At 69.1% G+C, this 15,913-nt stretch carries 13 protein-coding genes and 4 pseudogenes; 10 read left to right on the forward strand and 7 right to left on the reverse strand.

The features are described 5' to 3' along the window. Positions 1–184 precede the first annotated feature (184 nt). A pseudogene (locus tag ACZ58N_RS36280) lies at positions 185–2,336 on the reverse strand (MMPL family transporter); the annotation flags it as partial. Between the two features lie 474 nt (positions 2,337–2,810). Here ACZ58N_RS36280 and ACZ58N_RS36285 point away from each other — a divergent pair. The 3 genes and pseudogenes from ACZ58N_RS36285 to ACZ58N_RS36295 form a co-directional block, all read left to right on the forward strand. Beyond that, positions 2,811–3,017 carry a hypothetical protein gene (locus tag ACZ58N_RS36285; RefSeq protein ID WP_471169083.1) on the forward strand — a complete coding sequence of 69 codons (207 nt, stop codon included), beginning with the start codon at positions 2,811–2,813 and terminating at the stop codon, positions 3,015–3,017. Next, a complete protein-coding gene (locus ACZ58N_RS36290) occupies positions 3,014–3,325 on the forward strand; it encodes a histidine kinase (protein WP_471169086.1) in 312 nt (103 codons plus the stop codon). The genes ACZ58N_RS36285 and ACZ58N_RS36290 overlap by 4 nt, the downstream gene beginning before the upstream one ends. Continuing rightward, positions 3,325–3,684 (forward strand): annotated as a pseudogene (locus ACZ58N_RS36295) (response regulator transcription factor); the annotation flags it as partial. The gene ACZ58N_RS36290 and the pseudogene ACZ58N_RS36295, both read left to right, overlap by 1 nt. A 1,172-nt stretch (positions 3,685–4,856) precedes the next feature. Here the strand turns inward: ACZ58N_RS36295 and ACZ58N_RS36300 are convergent. Next, on the reverse strand, positions 4,857–5,840 hold the full coding sequence (locus ACZ58N_RS36300; RefSeq protein WP_471169089.1) for a zinc-binding dehydrogenase: 984 nt from the start codon (positions 5,838–5,840) through the stop codon (positions 4,857–4,859). A 61-nt stretch (positions 5,841–5,901) separates the two neighbouring features. Here ACZ58N_RS36300 and ACZ58N_RS36305 point away from each other — a divergent pair, with 61 nt between their 5' ends. Next, the gene (locus tag ACZ58N_RS36305) at positions 5,902–6,210 is read left to right on the forward strand and encodes an ArsR/SmtB family transcription factor (protein ID WP_471169092.1); all 309 of its coding nucleotides are present in this window, start codon (positions 5,902–5,904) and stop codon (positions 6,208–6,210) included. On the opposite strand, the gene ACZ58N_RS36310 is transcribed toward ACZ58N_RS36305, so the two are convergent. Both ACZ58N_RS36310 and ACZ58N_RS36315 read right to left on the reverse strand, forming a co-directional pair. Beyond that, positions 6,207–6,509 (reverse strand): zf-HC2 domain-containing protein, encoded by a 303-nt coding sequence (locus ACZ58N_RS36310; RefSeq protein WP_471169094.1) that lies wholly within the window; start codon positions 6,507–6,509, stop codon positions 6,207–6,209. The two genes, ACZ58N_RS36305 and ACZ58N_RS36310, sit on opposite strands and share 4 nt — an antisense overlap. Beyond that, positions 6,506–6,935 (reverse strand): annotated as a pseudogene (locus ACZ58N_RS36315) (sigma-70 family RNA polymerase sigma factor); the annotation flags it as partial. The gene ACZ58N_RS36310 and the pseudogene ACZ58N_RS36315, both read right to left, overlap by 4 nt. A gap of 518 nt (positions 6,936–7,453) precedes the next feature. Between ACZ58N_RS36315 and ACZ58N_RS36320 the strand changes: the two are divergent. From ACZ58N_RS36320 to ACZ58N_RS36335, 4 genes and pseudogenes are all read left to right on the forward strand, one after another. Further along, positions 7,454–7,702 (forward strand): MMPL family transporter, encoded by a 249-nt coding sequence (locus ACZ58N_RS36320; protein ID WP_471169096.1) that lies wholly within the window; start codon positions 7,454–7,456, stop codon positions 7,700–7,702. Positions 7,703–8,144: 442 nt separating this feature from the next. Next, positions 8,145–8,312: pseudogene (locus tag ACZ58N_RS36325) on the forward strand (MMPL family transporter); the annotation flags it as partial. Between the two features lie 174 nt (positions 8,313–8,486). After that, complete coding sequence (locus ACZ58N_RS36330) at positions 8,487–10,067, forward strand: sulfite oxidase (protein WP_471169098.1); 1,581 nt, start codon at positions 8,487–8,489, stop codon at positions 10,065–10,067. A gap of 92 nt (positions 10,068–10,159) precedes the next feature. Next, on the forward strand, positions 10,160–10,810 hold the full coding sequence (locus ACZ58N_RS36335; protein WP_471169101.1) for a fasciclin domain-containing protein: 651 nt from the start codon (positions 10,160–10,162) through the stop codon (positions 10,808–10,810). A gap of 171 nt (positions 10,811–10,981) precedes the next feature. Here the strand turns inward: ACZ58N_RS36335 and ACZ58N_RS36340 are convergent, their stop codons facing one another. The 3 genes from ACZ58N_RS36340 to ACZ58N_RS36350 all read right to left on the reverse strand — a co-directional run bounded on the left by ACZ58N_RS36340 (position 10,982) and on the right by ACZ58N_RS36350 (position 14,013). Beyond that, positions 10,982–11,851 carry a DUF4394 domain-containing protein gene (locus ACZ58N_RS36340; protein WP_471169102.1) on the reverse strand — a complete coding sequence of 290 codons (870 nt, stop codon included), beginning with the start codon at positions 11,849–11,851 and terminating at the stop codon, positions 10,982–10,984. Positions 11,852–12,806: 955 nt separating this feature from the next. Next, positions 12,807–13,154, reverse strand: coding sequence for a hypothetical protein (locus ACZ58N_RS36345; RefSeq protein ID WP_471169105.1), 348 nt, complete (start codon positions 13,152–13,154; stop codon positions 12,807–12,809). A gap of 214 nt (positions 13,155–13,368) precedes the next feature. Then, positions 13,369–14,013, reverse strand: a complete 645-nt coding sequence (locus ACZ58N_RS36350) for a TetR/AcrR family transcriptional regulator (protein WP_471169107.1) — start codon at positions 14,011–14,013, stop codon at positions 13,369–13,371. 157 nt (positions 14,014–14,170) lie between these two features. Here ACZ58N_RS36350 and ACZ58N_RS36355 point away from each other — a divergent pair, with 157 nt between their 5' ends. After that, the gene (locus tag ACZ58N_RS36355; protein WP_471169110.1) at positions 14,171–14,743 is read left to right on the forward strand and encodes a dihydrofolate reductase family protein; all 573 of its coding nucleotides are present in this window, start codon (positions 14,171–14,173) and stop codon (positions 14,741–14,743) included. 347 nt (positions 14,744–15,090) lie between these two features. Next, positions 15,091–15,645, forward strand: a complete 555-nt coding sequence (locus ACZ58N_RS36360) for a ferredoxin (RefSeq protein ID WP_471169112.1) — start codon at positions 15,091–15,093, stop codon at positions 15,643–15,645. The last annotated feature ends 268 nt before the right edge of the window (positions 15,646–15,913 follow it).

Raw genomic sequence — 15,913 nt, forward strand, 5'->3', positions numbered from 1 at the left:
TGTAACGGCTGGAGCGCAGGCTCCACTCGTGGCCGCCTGCCTGCCAGTCCTGCAGTCCCTTGACGTAGGCCGCGACTCGGGTGGTGTCGTCGCCACCGAGGCCGTGGTCGGCGAGCAGCGGGCCGAGCGCGGTGAGCGTGGTGTCCTCGAACTGCTGAAGCCGGGACGTCAGCAGGTCGTTGACCCGGTCGGCGGCCTCCTGCACGCCGATGCCGATCAGGCAGCGGATGACCACCGCGTCGAGCAGGATCGCGACGGCCAGGCCGAGGCCGAACTGCTGGAGCATGCGGTCCGAGCTGAGGATGAAAGCTCCGAAGACGAACATCATGATGGCCGCGGCCGCGGTGATGACCTTGCCGGTCGACGCGAGTCCTTCTCGTACGGACTGCGCCGGATCCTTGGTGCGCATCCATTCCTCGTGGCTACGGGAGACAGGGAAGACCTCGTAGTCCATGGACAACCCGAAGACGATCGCGAAGATCAGCGCGGGAATGAACGCCTCGATGGGGCCCGGCTGTGCTCCGAACCATCCGTGCTGGAACACCAGGGTGACCACGCCGAGCGCGGCGGAGATGGAGAGCAGGTTCAGGATCGCCGCCTTGACGGGGATCCAGATCGACCGGAAGACCAGCAGGAGCAGGAGCAGGAGCAGGAGCAGGAGCGGGAGCAGGAGCGGGAGCAGGAGCAGGAGCGAGGAGACGCCGACGACCACGGCGACGAACAGCGGCAGCCGGTCGGCGAGTGTCTCGGAGACGTCCTGGGAGGCAGCCGTGGCACCGCCGCCAGCACCTCGGCGCCGGTGGCGTGTTCGAGGGGCGGAGCCACGTCGTCGCGCTGGCGATGGACGAGGTCCGCGGTTCCCTCGGCCTGCGGGGAGGTCGTCGGGTAGACGAAGACGGTGGACAGGGCGCCGTCCCGCGAGGGCATCGCGGGACTGGCCCCGGCGACGCCGTCGGTCGCGGCGAGCTCGGCCTGGACGGTCTTCCCCGCCTCCTGGTCGCCCTTCACCAGCACGATGAGCGGACCGTTGAAGCCAGGTCCGAAACCCTCGGCAAGCAGGTCGTACGCCTGCCGGGACGTGGTGTCCTTCGGGGTGTTGCCGGAGTCGGCGAAGCCCAGGCGCATGCCGAGAGCCGGGCCGGACAGGGCCAGGAGGGCGATCACGCCGACCAGCAGCGTCGGGATGGGGCGGCGCTGCACGGCGCGGGCCATGGCGCGCCAGCGGTTGCCCTCGGCCCTGCCCTTCGCGGTGGCCTTGGCCTGCTGCTTGAGGACGTGGCGCTGGATGCGTCCGCCGAACAGGGCGAGGAGCGCGGGCAGCAGCACCAGGGAGGCGGCCATCGTGACCAGGACGGTGATGGCCACCGCGAGGGCGATGCCCTGCAGGGAGCCGAGTCCGAGGGCGATCAGGCCGAGGAGGGCGACGATGACCGTGCAGCCGGCGAAGAAGACCGTGCGGCCCGCGGAGTCGAGGGCCTCGCGGCCTGCCTCGTCGGGCTGTACACCGGCCAGGAGTTCGTGGCGGTACCGGTAGAAGATCAGCAGGGCGTAGTCGACGCCGACGCCGAGGCCGACGAGCATCAGGATGGGCGGGGTGAAGTCGGCGACGGTGAAGAGGTGCGAGGCCAGGGCGATCAGGCCGACGGCGCCGCCCACCGCGAACAACGCCGTGATCAGAGGCAGCGAGGCCGCGAGCAGTGAGCCGAACAGCAGCACCAGGACGACCAGCGCGGCGACGATCCCGGCGAGTTCCGCGGTCGGCGGATCCTTGTCCTGCGCGTTGCGCGCGGCCTCGCCGCCCACCTCGACCTGGAGGCCGTCGGTGGCGATGTGCTGTGCGACGTCGATGACCTTGGCGACGTCCTCCTTGGGGACCTCCTCGGTCTTGCCGTCGAGCGTGACGGACGCGTAGGCGATCGTGCCGTCTTCGAGATTGCCGACGCGTCGGCGAAGGGGCTGCGCACGTCGGCGACGCCCGGCATCCGCTCCACTTGGGCCAACATCGGCGCGATGCGGGCCTTGGCGCTCTTGATGCCCGCGGCGTCCTTGAAGACGATCTCGACGCTGTCGCCCGCCTGGTCGCTGCCGTGCTCCTTGAACAGGTCGGTGGCGGCCTGGGAGTCGGTGCCGGGCAGCGTGAAATCGTTCTTGTACGCGGACCCGGCCGCGGTGGAGCCAAGCGTGATGGCGGCGAGGACGGCCACTCGCAGGACAAGGGCGGCCCAGCGATGGCGTTGCGCCCACCCCGCCAGGGCGCCGGACCGGCCGACGGGCGCGGACGACGTACCGGGCGGCGGTGTGACAAGGGGCGCGGTGGAGCCGCGGGGGGAAGACATGTGCCTACCTCGAATTCGAGCGGGTGTTACCGGGAGCCATCGCCACACCCACGACCGCCCCGGACAGCGCGGGAACACCGACGGCAAAGTCCGGCGAACACACCACTGACCGTGATCGAGAACGTTCCGGCGGCGGTGATCAGCAGAATTCCGGCCGTGGTACCCACCAGCGCGCCGACGAGGGCAGCACTGATCCGGGTGGGATCAATGGACGACGACATGCCCTCGATCATGCGGGCGCCCTGGAGGCCAGGGCGTCGGCCCACGGCACGCACTCGGCCACGACAGAACTACTCCAGCGGATGTACGTCCCGGGCTGCCGCCTACTTCTCCAGCACGCACTCTCGCCGCAAACCGGCACATAGCCCATCGTGCGGCACCTCGCACCAGGCAGAATGAACCAGTGATCTCCCTCGATGCCACCCGCCTTCGCCTGCCCACGGGACGGCACGCCGACCTGGCTCTCGCCGGGTCGTGCTCGTGTTGTGCGGGGTGGCCGAGGGGCAGCGGCTCGGTACACGGTGGCACGCGAACGCCTCCCTCATCGCCTCCTGGCTCCTGGCAGTACTGGTGTGCGCGGCTCTGCCGCTGCGTCGCCTCCATCCGGTGGTGGTGGGCTGGTTCACCGTGCTCGGCACCGGCGCCTACCACGTGATGAGCACGGTCGACGGCCCCTGGTGATCATCCCCATCGCCGCGCTGTACGCGCTGGCGGCACAGGGGCGGACCCAGGTGTCGGTCGCCCTGGCCGCGCTCATGGTCATCGGCGTGGGCGCGACCACGCTCCTCGGACCCGGCGACGTCACCGGCACAGCGGTCTTCATGCTCACCGGATGGCTGATCGCCGTGCTGGCGCTGGGCACGATGCGCCACGGCCGGCTCGCCTACGCCGAGGAACACGGCAGACTGCGCGCCACCCAGGAGCGACCGCGCATCGCCCGCGAACTGCACGACCTCATCGGCCACACCATGTCGATGATCCACGTGTAGGCGTCCTCCTCAAGGACACCGAACCGGAGGAACTCCTGCGCGCAGTCCGCGTCGCCGCGAAAGGCGACGCACTCATCAGCCCCTGCGTCACCCGCCGCCTCATCGCCGAATTCGCTGAGCGTCCGGACAGCGCCCGCACACCCGACCACCGCCTCGATGCCCTGACCAGCCGCGAACGTGAGGTCATGCGCCTGATCGCCGCCGGCCACACCAACGAAGAAATCGCCAGGCAACTGGTGGTCTCCCTACTGACCGCGAAGTCTCACGTCAGCCGCATCATGGCCAAACTCGACGCCCGGGACAGGACCCAAGTCGTGGTCATGGCCTACGAATACCGCATGGTCAGCCCCGGCTGGCTCGACGGCTGGATCGACCCCCTTCCGCCAACCGCGGGGAGTAGCCCGCTCTCGCCACCCGTTCGCCCTGCGGGTCTCATCCAGGGCACAGTCCGTAGTGCACAGGGTCCAGCCCACACGGATTCACCCCGGATCCCACCACAGGTATCCCCCGGGGAAGGCGCAGGAGCCGGCCCATCTCCTCGTGGAGTGGCGGCCCCGCCTACCGCACGGGCCGCGCCGGAGCCCTCTGCTCAGGCCGCGGATCCGGCACCCTCTGAACGGAGCCGACGGCCACCCAGTGGCCCCCCGGTCCCTGGACGGCGAGCCCACGCCCGGCCAGACCCTGCAGGTGTTGGACCACGGTGCGACGAGTGAACCCGACGGCCTCGCAAAGCTCCTCCAGCCCGCTCTCCCGGCCTTCGGCGGCGGTCAGCGCCCTCCACGTGCGCTGTGCGGACTGGCCGAGACCGCCGTCCGCCTTGCTCGCGAAGACCGAAGCCCGCGGACTGGGCCCCGGCCCGTCAGCGGTCGCCGCGCCCTGCGAAGGAAGCAGCACCCCGCCCGGGCGTTCCGCATCGGCGGACGGGACCGGTACGGCCGGAGCGGAGAGCGCCCTCCGGGCTGTTCCCTCCGCACGGGGCCTGCCCACCGGCCGGGGTGTCCGGTTCACTCGACGGTGCCTGCGGCCCTTCTCACGTTTGCCCACGTCGGCTCCTTCCAGCGACTCGTTTCCTGCTCCTGCCCCAACGAGCCGGCCGACGACCGGAAATCGGTTCGAGCCCAAGCGCTGCGGAGAATCACTGACACGGCCCAGCATCACCGGCCTGCGGCACCGCGACGACGTGTGGCGCCACCGCATGGGCGACGCGACGGATCGTGCGTTCGTACGTCCCCCGGAATCTGCCGGCCGCCCTCCGGGATCGGCACCGGGCGAAACCTCGAACCGCGCACAGGCCGCGCCGCCGGCGAACACATCGGGATCCGCCCCGTGCACCTCGCTCCGGTGCTCGCACAGGTTCACCAACACCACGAACATCCTCACCGGGGTGACGCCCGGCCCCCCCCGGTCTCCTCGACGTCCCTCATACGGGCCCGTACCGCCACGGGGCCGGGCGAAGGACCCTGGTAGGGCCCGGGGGGCCGGGATGGCCGAGTCGTCTCGTGCTGCAGCGTCCTTCGGCGCCCGGCCCGGTCTATGAGTGGACGGCGATGGCGATCTTGCCGGTGGGGCGTGTAGGGCCGTCGGCGGTGGTGCCGCCTTCCATCAGCTTGTGCGCCTGTGCGACCTCGGACAACGGGAACACGCTGCCGATCACGGGCTTCAGCTTGCCCTGGTCGACCAGACGGCCGAGGGCTTCGAGCCTCGCGCGGCCCGGGCTGACGAAGAGGAAGTGGTAGGTCGCGTTCACACCCCACGCGGCAAGCAGGTTCTGCGGGCGAGGGATGTCCACGATGGACACCACGCGGCCACGATCGGTCAGGAGCTCCGCGCTGCGGCTGAGGGTGTCCCCTCCGATGGTGTCCAGGACGACGTCCACCCCGCCCAGCGCGCGGACCTGAGGTACGTAGTCACCGATGGAGAAGTCGATCGCGGTCGTGGCTCCCAGCGCGGTGATGAACTCGTGGTCCTTCGTCCGCGCGGTGGTGACGACTTCGGCTCCCAGCGCGCCGGCCACTTGGATGGCGGCGGAGCCGACACCGCCGGCTCCGCCGTGCACCAGGACCCGCTCCCCGACTCGTAGTCCGGCGCGTTCGACCAGCGCCTGCCAGGCCGTCATGCCCACGAGGGTGAGCCCGGCGGCCTCGACGTGCGACAGTCGGGCCGGTTTGCGGGCGACCAAGGCCTCGTCGACCACGTGGTACTCGGCGTAGGTGCCCTGTCCGGCGAAGATCGGCGCGAGGTACCAGACCTCGTCACCGGGCTGGAAGTCGTTCGCACCGGGGCCGTTGTCGACCACCACGCCGGAGACGTCGTTGCCGATCACGGCGGGCAGCTGCAGTTGGTCGTGGTAGTCGCCGCGCCGGGTCTGCAGGTCGAGGGGATTGACGGAGGTCGCCATCACACGCACCAGCACCTGGCTGGGTCCAGGGGCGGGGATGGGCAGGTCTCGGGTGGTGAACGCTGTGTCCGCATCACCGAAGCGGACGAGTTCGGTTGCACGCATGGAAGTTGGCATGCGGTGAACATAAATCGCCATATCGCGAATCGTCAATATGTAGATGGGCTAGGATCGGCATGTGTTCGCCGAGACGGAGTTGCTGGCTGTGTTCCGGGCCCTGTCCAACCCGGCCCGCCGCCAGATGCTGGTATGGCTCAAGGACCCGATGAGCTTCCCCGGCCAGGAACCCGACGACATCGAGATCGGCGTCTGTGTCAGCGACATCCAGCAGCGCGCGGGCCTGGGACAGTCGACGACATCGCAGTACCTCGCGATACTGCGACAAGCAGGTCTGGTGATCGCCACCCGGCGGGGCAAGTGGACCTACTACCGCCGCGACGAGGCCAACATCGCCCGCCTACTGGACACACTCCGCGACGTGTTCTAGAGACTGCCGGTCGGGGGAGTGGTGTCGGGCACGCCAGGCCCGTACCGCGCCCGGAATCCGCGGGGCAATTGGCGGACGTCGTCGATGGCGGCCACGATCTGTGCCTTGGCTGCCGCCGGCGGCGTGCGGGAGACCGCCGTGGCAAGGCGGGCCGCGGTCGCTGCGAACCCCGCGGCCTCCTGCCGGCATGCCTCGCAGCCTTGAAGGTGGGCACGGAAGACTGCGCGTTCGCTGTTGTCGAGTGCGTCGAGAGCGTAGGCGGCGGAAAGGGTGTGGGCGTCGGGTTCATGGTGTTTCATATGGTCACCCCCATGCAGTCGCGGAGCCGGATGAGCCCGTCGCGCATGCGTGTCTTGATCGTGGGAAGCGGCGTGCGAAGGGCTTCGGCCACTTCGCGGTAGGTCAGCCCCTGGCAGTAGGCCAGGGTCACGGTGGCGCTGGAATTCGGTCAGGCCGCGCACGCAACGTCGTACCTGCTCGGCATCCAGGCGGGTCTCGACCTGTTCGGAGACCTCGTCGAAGGCGGTTGCGATGTTCGCGGGCGACTTGGGCCTGGTAGCGGTCGATTGCGGCCTGGGCGGAACGCACCCGGTCCACGGCCCGGCGGTGGACGATCGTTGCCGCCCATGTTTTGACGGGCCGGCGCCGAACCGGTAGCGGGCTGCCTGCCGCCACAGATCGATCATTACCTCCTGGGTGACCTCCTCGGATTGGCCAGTTCGTCGCCGTGGGCGACCTTCTGCAAGACCCCTGTGAGATAGCTGCGGTCCGGGTCGCCGGAGCGTCCCGCAGTGAAGGGGAACGGTTGGTTCACCCGTGCCGCTCCGGCCGTGGCGAGGAGGCGCGGGTGTGGCCTGGGTCGACCGTCGGGGGGCGGGGCGTCCATCGCATGCCGGTCCTTGTTTCATCGCTCGTGCCGGGCCGGACCGTCCCCGAGGACGATCCGGCCTTACGTACGTGTGCGGGTGTGTCTGTTCTTCGTAGCGAATGGGTCCACGGATGGGAGGATGCGTCACCCACTTCCAGGTGCCTGACCCGTTGGAGGGAACCGAGGGCCCTGGCCGAGCAGGGGGGAATCGCCTGCGGATGATTCGTGTGAGGTCCCGAACCCGATGGCGGGGTTTTCTCCCCTGCCTGCACGGGACCGGTTTGCGTTCTCGGCGACGGGAGGGGACGTGGTTCGCCTGCTGCGAGGTCCGCCTGTGGCCATGGCGATCGTCACGGTGGTGGGGGAGGAGCCGCGATGACCTCGACCGATGCGGGCGCGCAAGGCGTGCCCGCGTACTGGTCCGGCGTCGGCTCGGGCAACCCGGCTCGGGCGTCTCCTCACCTCCCGGTCGACGCCGGCGCCGCCACCAGTGCCTGCGCCATGATGACTCTCACCCTCAGCGACCTCCCCGCCGAGCAGCGCCCGGGACCGGCGGTGGCGATGGCCATGAACTGCTGCGCCGCCGTGTCACTGGCCTTCTGCCCGGCGTTCCTCGTGCTGTGATCCCGCCGGACCGTGCTCCCCCATGTCCCGCACGCTGCGGGAGACCGGTGGGCGAAGCACGGCCAGGTCATCGCACAGCGGCCCCGGCGGGTGTGGGGCGGCTGCATGCTCCTGCTGATCACGGTTGCCGCCTGCGCCCCGCTGCCCTCCCGGACCGGCGCCCCCCTGCACCAGGCCCTGCCCACCAACGCACCCTCCGTCCGCGGACAGGAGGTCCTCTCCCGCCACTTCCCGGCGGGCACGGCCGGCCCCCTGGTCATCCATCGTCGCTCCCGCCGCTCTCGCCTCCGACGTGCGCAGGCGTGTCACGGCTACCGACGGCGTAGCGGCGACCCACACGGTCTCGTCGGGGCCGGAGGGAGGGCACAGATCATGGCCACGCTGACCGACGCACCGGACAGCGCCCGCGCCCGCGACACCCTGGCCCGGCTCCGGTCAGCTGGTTGTGGGAAGCTTCGCGACCGAATCTGCCGTGGTGTTGTTCTCCTTCGTTTTCCTCGTCGCGCTCGGGGTGGACTACAACGTCTTCCTCGTCCACCGCGTCCGCGGCGAAGCACTCCAACACGGCACGGCGGCCGGGGTGCACCGGGCACTGGTGACCACGAGCGGGCCCCGCATCTGGTGGCCGACGTGTCTTCCTGGTGATCGACCTGCCAGGTTGCCGGCGCCGCACACCGGCGACCATGACCGATCCGCGGCCTCCACGTCCGCGTCATGCGGATGGCAGAGGCGAGCCGTTCACATTTTCTGAGGTGCTACCAATCCGCCGGGCAGCTGCCGTCGAATGCCAAGTGTGAGCAGCTACCGCAACAAACTCATCCGCGCCGCACGGGGTGCGCTGTCAGGTCTTCTGGCCGCGTTCACCGCCCTCGCCGTGGCAGAGCTGATCGCCGGACTGCTGCGACCCGCTGCCGGGCCCGTCACCGTGGTGGGTGGCGCGGTGATCGACCGGACCCCGTCCGCGGTGAAGGATTTTGCGATCCGTACCTTCGGCGAGAACGACAAGGTCGTCCTGCAGCTGGGGATCGTCGCGATTCTCGCCCTGATCGCCGTTGGCCTGGGCATGCTGGCCCTGTCCCATCGACGGGCCGGCGCCGCAGGCGTGTTGCTGTTCGGCATCGTCGGCGCCGCCGCGGCCCTGAGCCGACCCGACTCCGCGGGCATCGGCGACGCGTTGCCCTCGATCGCCGGGGCGGTCGCGGGGGCCTGCACCCTGTACGTGCTGGCGGCCAAGGCCGAACCCGTTGCCGCACCCGACGACGAGGACGGCGGCGGGTGGAGTCGGCGCGGATTCCTGACCGCCGTCGGGGTGAGCGCGGTGGCGGCGACCTCGGCGGGTGTGCTCGGTAGGTTCTTCACCGGACGGCAGGGCCAGGGCGCTCTCGCCTCCCGCGAGAGTCTCGTCCTGCCTCGGCCCGCCTCCCCGGCTCCCACCCTCCCGGCCGGCGTCCAGCTGAAGGTGCCCGGCATCACCACCTTCACCACCCCCAACCGCGACTTCTACCGCGTCGACACCGCCCTCAGCGTTCCCAAGGTGGACGCGGGCACCTGGCGGCTGCGCATCCACGGCAAAGGCGTCACCCGCCCGCGTACCTACACCCTCGACCAACTCATGGCCCGCCCTCTGATCGAACGTGACATCACGCTCACCTGCGTCTCCAACGAGGTCGGCGGCCCCTACATCGGCACCGCCCGCTGGCTCGGTGTGCCCCTCGCCGACCTCCTTGAGGAAGCCGGTGTGCGGCCCCCGTCCAAGGGCGGCAAGGCCGATCAGTTGGTGGCCCGGTCGGTCGACGGCATGACGCTCGGCTCCCCGGTGGAGGATGTGATGGACGGCCGTGACGCCATCCTCGCGGTTGGCATGAACGGCGAGCCTCTGCCGTTCGACCACGGGTTCCCCGTCCGCATGCTCGTCCCCGGCCTGTACGGGTACGTGTCGGCCTGCAAGTGGATCGAGGACATCGAACTCACCACCTTCGACACCTACGACCCGTACTGGGTGAAAAGGAAATGGGCCCGCAAGGCACCGATCAAGACCCAGGCCCGCATCGACACCCCCAAGCCCTTCGCCCGCCCCGCCGCCGGCACCCTCACGATCGCGGGTGTCGCCTGGGCGCAGCATCGCGGGATCACCCGTGTCGAGGTCCGCGTCGACGACGGCCCCTGGCAGGACGCCGACCTCGCCCCGCAAGCCAATATCGACACCTGGCGCCAGTGGTCCTACCGCTGGAACGCCGTGCCGGGCGGGCACACGATCACGGTCCGCGCGACCGACGGGACCGGCCAAGTCCAGACCGAGCAACGTGCGCGGACCATTCCCGACGGTGCGAGCGGCTGGCACAACGTCTTCGTGACCGTCCCCTAGACCACCCGCCGCGGCCGCAGCGCCACGTGTCGGGCAGCACGACCAATACGTCAACACCCCCCCCGAGAACACCTTTAAAGGAGCAATCGATCATGAACAGCATGAAGATCCGTCGTACCGCCCTCGCCGTCGCCGCGGCCGCGGTACTGCCCTTCTCCCTGGCCGCGTGCTCCGACTCCGGCAGCGACGCGAAGGCCTCTGCTTCCTCGTCCGCCGGGGGCGAGGCCAATACCGACGCGAGCAGCCCCGCGGGCGACGCGATGACCGACGACCAGCCCTTCGGCCAGGCCTGCGCGGGTGTTCCCAAGGAGGGCGCGGGTTCCTTCGACGGCATGGCCAAGGACCCGGTCGCCACCGCGGCGTCCAACAACCCGGCCCTGTCCACCCTGGTCACCGCGGTCAAGCAGGCCGGTCTGGTCGACACCCTGAACAACGCCAAGGACATCACGGTGTTCGCCCCGACGAACGATGCCTTCGCGAAGATCCCGAAGGCCGACCTCGACAAGGTCCTCGCGGACAAGGAGATGCTCACCAAGATCCTCACCTACCACGTGGTCGGCCAGAAGCTCACCCCCAAGCAGTTGGAGAACGGCAGCTTCGAGTCCCTGCAGAAGGGCATGGTCACCACGAAGGGCTCCGGCGAGGCGTACAAGGTCAACGACACGTCCAACGTGGTGTGCGGCAACGTCAAGACCGCCAACGCCAACGTCTATATCGTCGACACCGTCCTGATGCCCAAGTAGCCCACGCCGAACGGCCCTTGACACATCAGGTGGTGGCCCCGTGTCCGTCCCCGAAGGGACACGGGGCCACCGGCATGACCGGCCTCTTCACGTGGATCGGCCGGCCGGCCCGGCCCGGCGCCGTGGCCCCCGTCGGGGCCCGGCGCGTGGGGCCGGGTGTCGGGGGCGCGGCTACTTCTGGTTGATGGGCAACGCCAGGTCGGTGACCTGGTACTTGGTCGGGAAGGCGCCCTTGGCGGTGGCCTTGCCGGTCAGCACGTCGACCGCGTAAAGGCGGTACGAGCCGCCTGTGGCGATGGCGGCGAAGCCGTGGTTGGTCGCGGTGGTGGGGTTGTAGTGGATGTCGAAGCCCGCGTCGAGGGCGGCGTCCACGCCGAGGTTGCCGGTCGGGGCGAGGGTTCCGGCGTTGGCCGGGGACTGCAGGGAGATGCGGTCGGCCATCGTGTCGAGATCGAAGAGGGTCGTGGCGGTTGCGGCGTTCAGGTCGTTGTTGGTGTAGGCGGCACCGGTCACCCCCATCGCGGTCGACGGCGGCACGGTCGGGTTGGTCAAGGTGCCGTCGACGGTGGTGGTGAGGGGGGCGGCCGCGTCGTCGATGTTGTGGCGAAGGTTCTGACCGGTGTTGGAGATGACCCGCAACCGGTTCGCGGCCGGGTTGAAGTCCACGCCGAACGCGGTCCCGGTGAGTGCGACGGTCAGCTGGGAGACCTTCATGGCCCTGGCGTTGGTGGTGTTCAGTGTGTAGACGCCGCCCTTGTCGCCGACGCCGTAGAGCCGCTCGTTCTGCACCCGGAAGTCGATTCCGATGAGCCGGGTGTCGCCGGTCAGTCCGGAGACCCTGCCCAGAGACCGGGCCCGGGAAGGCTTGTCGACGTCGAACTCGACCAGACGTCGGTCGCCGGTCAGTCCGATCGCGGACAGTGTCTTGTGGTCGTGGGCCGACAGGGTCCGCGGCGCGGTGTCCACCGCGGCCAGCGCCGGCGCCGCACACAGACCGGCGAGCACGGCAGCGGATACAGCGATCATGATCCGGTTTCGCATGGTGTCTCCTCATCTCAACGCACCCGAATGGGGGCTTATAGGGGATTCGTCACCATCGCTGCGCCGGACTGGCCGCCCGTGTGAACATCACCCGCACGGTCCAGAGCGACACCCTCATCTCCACTCCAGGCGGGTGGCCTTCGGCGAGTCGTACACCGCTCAGGCGTGCGTTGTGAGAGGAGTCCGGAGACGGTGCGGGCATGAATTCACCCGCAAGCCGGCATCCGACGCACGGTGCAGGACTCGAACTCCGCCTCGCGGGCGGCGCGGTGCACGGACTGCGGTTGCTGGGCCCGCGCGAGGTCCTACCCCACTCGCCGGCCTCCATCCTTGCCCCGGAACCGGCCCGGGGGCACGCAGCGGGCGACGCCACTTGACGAGTGCGCCCCCTGAACCACGCTGTGAAGCGTGAACCTCCGGCCGTCGACACGGTGCAAAGGGCCTGCGCGGGGCCTGCCGGCCCACGCAGGCCCAGCGGTGCCTGGTGGCGACCTATTTGCCGAGGTAGCGGCAGGGGAACTGGGGTCCGGAGCATTGAAGTGGCCGGGTCCTGTTCGGGCTTCTGCCGGCTGTAGCGGGCGGTGACGCCGACGAGGGTGAAGTCGGAACCGAGGTCGGGGGACTGGTCGACCGAGGACCTCTTCGAGAACTTCCGCAGCTGGATCGTCGGCCAGTGGTACTCCGCCTCGACCGGTGGTCCGGCCTCCGGGGACACCGAGGGTGACATCCCGTTCATGTACAACGGCGCGGTCGGTACGACCTTGGCCTTCACCTCTAGGTCAAGAGGTCAAGACGGCCGGTGGCTTCAGCCCCTACGGCCAGGGCTGGGCCGCTTGTGCCGGCCTCTGGTGGCAGCCCCCCATTCGATCGTCTGACGGTCTGATCCGACCGACCAAGACGATGCCCTCGCCCGGAAGATCCGGGCGGGCGTTTCTTGACGCTGGTGCGGGTCGGGTCAGGAGTCGAACCCGATGCCGTGGCGGGTACCGATTTCGCGAAGCCCATCAGCGGAGTCCTTCAGCGCGCCTTCAAGGTCAGGAAGTTTCAGCCGGGCCTTCCTGGATTCGGTCGCGCTGGTCACTGCCTTCCACGCACGACGGTAAGCGCCTTGAAGTTCAAGGACCCTTTCCGTCATCTCGATGTATTCGTCGAGATCGAGAGTTGCCGGTCCGTTCAACCCCGTGCTCATTTGTGCGCGAATGGAGATGACGTATCCGAGGTAACGGATCTGCGACCCGCCGACCCGACTACTCAGGAGGATCTCGGCGAGAACAGCATCATGATGCTCCTCTTGCTGGCTCATCCTGCTTCCTTCGCGGTCTTGAGTGCAATCAAGAGCACTCTCATTCCCGGACTTTCGGCTGCTATGTCCCGCTCCTCCGGCTCGGAGGTCTTCCGAATCCGTCGACTCGGGCGGGTCTTCATGCGGAGGCGGCACCGCCCGCAGCGGTACCGGTGCCGTGAGGGGTGGTGTGCATCTGACTGGTCCTGGGTGGCGGGTCGGGTTCGGTGGTGGGTCAGATGCCGCGTTCGATCATGTCGATGAGGTGTTGTCCTGCGTCGTGTGTCTGGGTGGGGTGGAGGCCTCGTAGGGGGCCGTCGATGAGGAGCATGGCGAGGCCGTGGACGGCGGACCAGGCGAGGAACTCGGCGCCGGGTCTGCGGTCCTGGGGCAGTAGTCCTGTCTCGGCGAGGTCGTCGAGGGCGGCGCCGAGGAGCTCGAAGGGGGATTTGCCGTCGGGGCCGGCTGCGTCGCTGTCCGTAGCGTGTGTCATGTCGCCGGGGACGTGGAAGGCGATACGGAAGAGGCCGGGTTCTTCCTGGGCGAAGCGCAGGTAGCCGGTGCCGACGGCGCGGAAGCGGCCGCGGGCTGCGGCGGCCTTGTCCTGGGTGGCCGGCAGGGCTGCTTGTTCGGCTTCCATGGTCCGGGCGACTTCGGCCATTGCGGCCTGGGAGACGGCGTGCAGGAGGGCGCCCCTGTCGGCGAAGTGGCGGTAGGCGGCGTTGGGGACGACCCCGGCCTGCCGTGTGGCCGCCCGCAGAACGACGGCTTCGGGTCCGCCTTGGCGGGCGAGTTCGAGGCCTGCCCGGATCAGTGCGTTACGGAGGTCGCCATGGCGATAGGTGTCCCGCTTCGACTTGCCGTCCCTGGCCCCGGTCATGCTTCCGCCTCCGATGTGGACAGCATCCACATGGCTCGTCTAGAGTCCTGCTTGATCACCGGGGGTGCGGGTGGCTGCACTCCCAGAATGTGGACATCGTACACAACTAGTGGTCGTGGACCGTCCGGAACCAAGCACGAGATATCGAGGACCGAAGATGCGTACTCTGATCAGCACTGCCTTCATCTCGCTCGACGGTGTCGTGGAGGGCCCGGGTGGTGAGCCCGGCTATCGGAACTCCGGGTGGACCTTCAAGGACATCGAGTTCCTCCCCGAAGCGTTCGAGATCAAGGGACGCGAGCAGCAGGACGCCACCGCCGTGCTGCTGGGCCGGACCAGCTACGAGGCGTTCAGCCCGGTCTGGCCGGATATGGAGGACTTCGCCGACTACAAGGCGATGCCGAAGTACGTCGTCTCCACCACCCTCACCGAGGACAAGCTGGTGTCGAACTGGGGCGACACGACGATCCTGCGCTCGCTCGACGAGGTCGCCGCCCTGAAGGAGACCGAGGGCGGCCCGATCATCGTCCACGGCAGCGCCACCCTGAACCAGTCCCTCTCCGACGCCGGCCTGATCGACCGCTACCACCTCCTCGTCTTCCCCCTCCTCCTCGGCGCCGGCAAGCGCCTCTTCAGCACCACCGACAAGGACACCCAGAAGCTCAAGCTGGTCGAGCACGCGGCCTACGCCAACGGCCTGCAGAAGAACGTCTTCGACGTCATCCGCTGACAGGCTTCGGCGCTCGCCCTGCGGCCGCACCCCCAGTTACATCCGGAGAGCGAACCCGAGCCGATGGGGCGCCGAACGACGCCGCGCGAGCAAATCACGGTCCCGACATCGTCCGGAAACAAGAGCTGCTCCGGCTCAGGACGGTTGGCTCCTCGTCCAACTGTTCATCCCTCTATGGTCTGACACTTCCTTCCCGGTCGCGTCCGGTAGATCATCACCCCGGTTCATCTGCCGCGGGTAGTGATCCGCCGCACAGGCCCTGGGACGATCACCCGTGGAGCCGGCTGTCCCACACGGGAGCGGACCTCCGCCCGCTCGCCGTATGACGCCATGAGAGGCTGCCGGCCATGACGTACTGGGATCCGTTGCCCGCCTTGGCCGCGCTGCCCGACGATTCGGTCTACGCCGATGTCCATTGGGGCGGCCGGTGGGAGGACCGCAACTGGCGTAATGTGCCGGGTCCGTTCTACGGTGCCGAGACGGATACGTGTTGGACGGGCCGTCTGCATGCTCCCGGGTCGGTGTTGTACGACGCCGAGTGCGGCCAGGAGTACGTGTATCGCCAGCCCCGCGACACCGGGGAGGTCGAGAGTCTGCGCGAGGCGGCCTGCGAGGAGACGTGCTGCGGGTATGGATACGACGGTGACCTTCATTGGACGCCGGACTTGGTGCGGGCGTGGTGGCGGGACCGGGGACGGGTGCGGGAAGAGGCGTTCTCCCTCGGGTGGGGGGATTGGGCGACGTCCGGGCAGGAGGTGTTCCGAGATGTCGCGGCCGGTGCGCGAGCCTACGTCGCCCATATCGACGGGGACCTCGGTGGATACCTGCGCGGCTATCTATTCCGTCTCCAGGAAGGCCGAGCGGCGCATCCGGGTGAGAGCCTGCCGGAGCTGCGGGCATGACCTACTGGGCCCCGAGACCGGCCGCCCGGGAGCTGGAGGGAGACCCTTGCCCGACGGGGAGGACGGGACGTGGACTCCGCACCGCCGCCTTGCGGTGTGTGGAGGCCGTGGTCCGACCGACGGGAGAACCGCGACTGGCGCAACGTTCCGGGGCCGTTCTGCGGGTCGGGGACGAACAGTTGCTGGATGGGCAGACTGATCGCGCCCGCCAACGTGCTGTACGAGCAGGCGTGGGCGGTGGCCCATGCCGTCCCGGCCGAGTTGCGGC

Source organism: Streptomyces sp. NPDC040432 (genome assembly GCF_055595445.1).